The 4,214-nt window shown below is 70.4% G+C and carries 4 protein-coding genes and 1 pseudogene; 2 read left to right on the top strand and 3 right to left on the bottom strand.

Going from position 1 to position 4,214, the window contains the following annotated elements:
* Positions 1-396, bottom strand: a pseudogene (locus VFN12_RS12350) (transketolase); the annotation flags it as partial.
* Positions 393-1,058, bottom strand: a complete 666-nt coding sequence (locus VFN12_RS12345; RefSeq protein WP_325118997.1) for a thiamine pyrophosphate-dependent enzyme — start codon at positions 1,056-1,058, stop codon at positions 393-395. The pseudogene VFN12_RS12350 and the gene VFN12_RS12345, both read right to left, overlap by 4 nt.
* Positions 1,059-1,110: 52 nt before the next feature.
* Here VFN12_RS12345 and soxR point away from each other — a divergent pair, with 52 nt between their 5' ends.
* Both soxR and VFN12_RS12335 read left to right on the top strand, forming a co-directional pair.
* Positions 1,111-1,542: a redox-sensitive transcriptional activator SoxR gene (soxR, locus tag VFN12_RS12340; protein WP_325118996.1), complete on the top strand. Its 432-nt coding sequence runs from the start codon at positions 1,111-1,113 to the stop codon at positions 1,540-1,542.
* Positions 1,543-1,624: 82 nt separating this feature from the next.
* Entirely contained in the window at positions 1,625-2,836 is a 1,212-nt protein-coding gene (locus VFN12_RS12335; RefSeq protein WP_325118995.1) for a DUF4032 domain-containing protein, read from the top strand.
* A gap of 6 nt (positions 2,837-2,842) precedes the next feature.
* Here the strand turns inward: VFN12_RS12335 and VFN12_RS12330 are convergent, their stop codons facing one another.
* Positions 2,843-3,991, bottom strand: coding sequence for an acyl-CoA dehydrogenase family protein (locus VFN12_RS12330; RefSeq protein WP_325118994.1), 1,149 nt, complete (start codon positions 3,989-3,991; stop codon positions 2,843-2,845).
* Positions 3,992-4,214 lie beyond the last annotated feature (223 nt).

Genomic DNA, 4,214 nt, shown 5'->3' with positions numbered 1-4,214 from the left:
ATGGATGTGGACGCCGGGCAGGGTGTCCATCAGGGCCACGTCGCCGGGCACCTGGTGCGTGCGCCCGCCGGAGGCGATGTCGAACGAGCCTCCCGCGCCGACCAGGACGCCGCCGACGTCCTGGTGGCCGAAGCCGAGCTTCACCTGCTCGAAGGCACGCTCGACGAGGAACGACCCGAAGGTGTGCACGATCGGGCGCATCCCGGTGAGGGCCAGGCCGGCGCCGACGTTGACGAGCAGCTGCTCACGGATCCCGACGTTGATGACCCGGTCGGGGTGGCGGGCCTCCACCTCGCCGAAGAACTGGCCGGAGATCTCGGCGTAGACCAGCGCGACCGAGGGATCGGTCTCGACGAGGTCGGCGGCGGTGCGGGCGAACTGTTCGCGGGGGTTCACGACTTCTCCTCCACGTGGGCGACGACGGCGTTGGGCTGGCCGACCGGGCGGTGCGAGAGGGCCTTCTCGAGGGCATCGTGGTCACGCCCGTCGACGGACACGGTGTGCCAGCCCTCGACCACGAAGCGGTCGGCGATCCGGCCGGGGACGGCATGGCTGGACGACTGGTTGTCGATCACCACGACGGTCAGCGCGTCCAGCGACAGGGCCGCGGCCAGCTCCAGCGCCTCGTGGTTGCTGCCCTCGTCGAGCTCGGCGTCACCGACGAGCACGACCACGCGGGAGCCCAACCCCTGGGCGCGGAGGCCGAGGGCCGTGCCCACGGCCAGCGGGAGACCGTGACCGAGCGAGCCCGAGGAGATCTCCACTCCCGGGACCAGGTTGCGGTCGGGGTGGAAACCGAGCGGCGAGTCGTAGGACCCCCAGCCCGGCAGCCACGACTCCGGGAAGAAGCCTCGGTCGGCAAGGACGGCGTAGTAGGCCATCGGCCCGTGGCCCTTCGACAGGTAGAAGCGGTCCCGCCGCTCGTCACCGATCGTCTCGGGCGAGACGTCGAGCACCCGCTCGTACAGCACGCGGATCACGTCGAGGGTCGAGGTGGCGGCCGACGAGTGCTTCTCGTCTCCGGTCATCAGGCTCATCAGTCGTGCGATCTCGGTCATGTCCCGATCGTCCAACTTGAAGTTTGGTTGAAGTCAAGGGAGGCTGTTCGTCGTGACCAGCCTGACCGTCGGTCAGCTCGCCGAGCGTGCGGGTGTGGCCTCCTCCGCGATCCGCTTCTACGAGTCGCGGGGCCTGATCCGGTCCCGCCGTACGTCGGGCAACCAGCGACGCTACGAGCAGGCGGAGCTGCGCCGGGTCGCGTTCATCCGGACCGCCCAGCGCGTCGGCCTGAGCCTCGATGAGATCGGTGAGGCGCTGGCCACCCTCCCCGAGAACAGGGTCCCGACCAAGGCCGACTGGACCCGCCTGAGCCGCGCCTGGCGACCGCGTCTCGACGAGCAGATCGAGCGCATCGAGCGGCTGCGCGACCAGCTCGACAGCTGCATCGGGTGCGGGTGCCTGAGCCTGCGGAACTGTGCGCTGCGGAACCCGCAGGACGTGTTGGCATCGAGTGGTCCCGGCCCCGTGCTCCTCGAGCCCTGACGGATAGTCCCGAACGACGTCGTTGTGTTGGAACGATCCAGGACGACCATTTCGTTCGGGACTATCCCCTAGGTTGAGAGTCATGGCCCTGCGGATCGTGGCGAACCGCCCGGATCCGGCGATCGTGACCCTGCCCTGGTCCACCCCGCTGGAGGAGTGGACCGATCAGCACGTCGTACCGCTGCCCCGGGGGCTCTCGCGGCACGTCGTCCGGATCGTGCGGCTGGGCCAGCGGGTCTACGCCGTCAAGGAGACGACCGAGGAGCTCGCCTTCCGGGAGTACCGGCTGCTGCGGGACCTGCAGCGGATCGGGCTGCCCGCGGTGATGGCCCAGGGCGTGGTCACCGGCCGCGTCGACGAGAACGGCGAGGAGCTGCCGGCCGCGCTGCTCACCCAGCACCTCCAGTTCTCCCTGCCCTACCGCAGCCTCTTCCAGCACGGCCTCACCGCTGACAACCTGCCCGCCCTGATCGACGCACTGGTGGTGCTCCTCGTCCGGTTGCACCTCGCCGACTTCTACTGGGGTGACGTGTCGCTGTCCAACGTGCTCTTCCGGCGCAGTGCCGGGGGTTTCGCGGCGTACCTCGTCGACGCCGAGACCGGCGAGCTGCGACCCCAGCTGTCCAACGGCATGCGCGAGCACGACGTCACCGTCGGCTGCGAGAACGTGTTCGGCGAGCTGCTGGACCTCCAGGCCAGCGAGACCCTCGACAGCGAGGTGCGGGCCCACGAGATCGTCGACCTGGTCCGGGAGCGCTACGAGGCGCTGTGGGCGGAGCTGACCGGCCAGGAGGAGTTCGCGGCCGGGGAGATGTGGCGGATCGAGAAGCGGATCGAGCACCTCAACGACCTCGGCTTCGACGTCGAGGAGATCGACATCGTGACCGACTTCGACGGTGACAAGGTGCAGATCCAGCCGAAGGTCGTGGAGCTCGGCCACCACCAGCGCGAGCTGCAGGGCCTGACCGGGATGAACGTCGAGGACGGCCAGGCGCGCCGCCTGCTCAACGACCTGGCTGCGTTCACCGCCTACCACGACCTCGGCGGCGAGGACCGCCAGCTGGTCGCCAACCGGTGGCTCACCGAGATCTACGAGCCGATCATCGCCATGGTGCCCCCGGAGGCGCGGGGGAAGCTCGAGCCGGCGGAGATCTTCCACGAGATCCTCGTCCACCGCTGGCTGCTCTCCGAGCGTGCCGGTCACGAGGTGGACATCTTCGACACCGCCCGCGACTACATCGACCACGTGCTCGCCGCCCGGCCCGACGAGGCCGTCACGCCACCCCTCGAGTAGCGGCCGTCAGCGGAGCAGGTCGCGCCCGATCACCATCCGCTGGATCTGGTTGGTGCCCTCGAAGATCTGGGTGACCTTGGCGTCGCGGAACAGCCGCTCGACGGGGTACTCCCGGGTGTAGCCGTTGCCCCCGAGCACCTGGACGGCGTCAGTGGTGACCCGCATGGCGGTGTCGGTCGCGGTCAGCTTGGCGATGCTCGCCTGCCGGGAGAACGGGCGCCCGGCGTCCTTGAGCCGCGCCGCGTGCAGGTACGTCGCTCGCGCGCGCTCGACCGCCGCGCCCATGTCGGCGAGCAGGAACTGCAGGCCCTGGAAGTCACCGATCGGCCGGCCGAACTGCTCTCGCTCGCGGGCGTAGCCGACTGCATGCGTCAGTGCGGCCTGGGCGATCCCGGTCGCGACGGCGGCGATGCCGAGCCGGCCGGCGTCGAGGGCGGAGAGCGCCACCCGCATGCCGGCGCCCTCGTCGCCGATCCGGTGGCCGGCCGGGATCCGGGCGTTGTCGAAGATCACCTGGGTGGTGACGTCGCAGGCCAGGCCCATCTTCTTCTCCGGTGGCCCGAAGCTCATGCCCTCGGTGTCGGCGGGGACCACGAAGGCGGAGAGGCCGCGCCGCGGGTCGTCACCCGTGCGCGCGAAGAGGATGTAGTAGTCGGCGCACGAGCCGTTGCTGATCCACTGCTTGGTCCCGGAGACGACGTACTCGTCCCCCTCGCTGCGGGCGCGGGTGCGGATGCCGCTGACGTCGGAACCGGCCTGCGGCTCCGAGAGGCAGTAGGCGCCGAGCCAGTCGCCCGAGAGCATCCTCGGCAGCCATTCCGCACGCTGCTCCTCGGTGGCGTTGACGTCGACGACGGTGGCGGTGAGGGAATGGACGCTGGTGCCCACGGCGACGCTGGGCCACGCCGCGGCGATCTCCTCCACGACCTGCAGGTAGACCTCGTAGGGCTGCCCCCCGCCACCGCGCCGCTCGGCGAACGGCAGGCTCAGCAGCCCCGAGCGACCCAGGAGCCGGTAGGCCTCCGCGGGGAACTCGGCCCGTTCCTCGAGCTCCGCGGCCCGCGGGGCGAGCTCCTTCTCCGCGATCTCCCGGGTGAGCTCGAGCAGCGCCTCCGCCTCGTCGCTGGGCAGGAGCCGGTCCACGTGAGTCGCCACGCCGCCACTCTAGGACGGGCACCGGAACCTCGAGCCCGGTGGTTGAGGTGTGAGGGCCCTCAGAGCCCGAGCCTCGAAACCCCCGCACCCGTGCAGGGCGGAGACCACGGCGGTCACTGCCCTGCCTTCACTTCCGGGGTTTCGAGGCTCGCGAAGATGTGGGGCGAGGAGGGCGCGCAGCGCCCGTCACGAAACCTCGCACCTCGACCACCGAGCTCAACGA

The sequence above is a fragment of the Nocardioides sp. genome (assembly GCF_035703625.1).
Taxonomy (GTDB): domain Bacteria; phylum Actinomycetota; class Actinomycetes; order Propionibacteriales; family Nocardioidaceae; genus Nocardioides.
Note: the sequence above shows the minus strand (reverse complement) of the source record. Positions and strands in the feature narration are given on the sequence as shown.

Bases quoted from the DNA above. Each gene is read 5' to 3' on its own strand.
- VFN12_RS12345 (WP_325118997.1), bottom strand. From the start codon at position 1,058: ATGACCGAGATCGCACGACTGATGAGCCTGATGACCGGAGACGAGAAG.
- VFN12_RS12335 (WP_325118995.1), top strand. From the start codon at position 1,625: ATGGCCCTGCGGATCGTGGCGAACCGCCCGGATCCGGCGATCGTGACC.